Annotated in this window: 1 protein-coding gene; it reads right to left on the bottom strand. The window is 53.9% G+C overall.

The window, feature by feature from the left end; genetic code table 11:
• Positions 1–241 (bottom strand): AAA family ATPase (locus AC3XQU_RS24695; RefSeq protein ID WP_489876736.1); only part of this gene is annotated, 241 nt, incomplete at both ends.

The following is a 241-nucleotide window of genomic DNA, read 5'->3' as shown; positions in this document are numbered from 1 at the left end:
CAACCTGAAGGAATTCCTGCTGCGGGTGCTTGCGGCCGCCTTGAGGCGGTACGGAAGCTACCGTGCCTTCAATCAGTTTCAACAGCGCTTGCTGCACGCCTTCACCGGAAACGTCACGGGTGATCGACGGGTTGTCGGACTTGCGCGAAATCTTGTCGATTTCGTCGATATAGACAATACCCATCTGGGCCTTCTCTACGTCGTAGTCGCACTTCTGCAGCAATTTCTGAATGATGTTCTC

The organism is Telluria sp. AZSoR62 (assembly GCF_058111565.1).
This window is presented reverse-complemented; position numbering and strand designations above follow the sequence as displayed.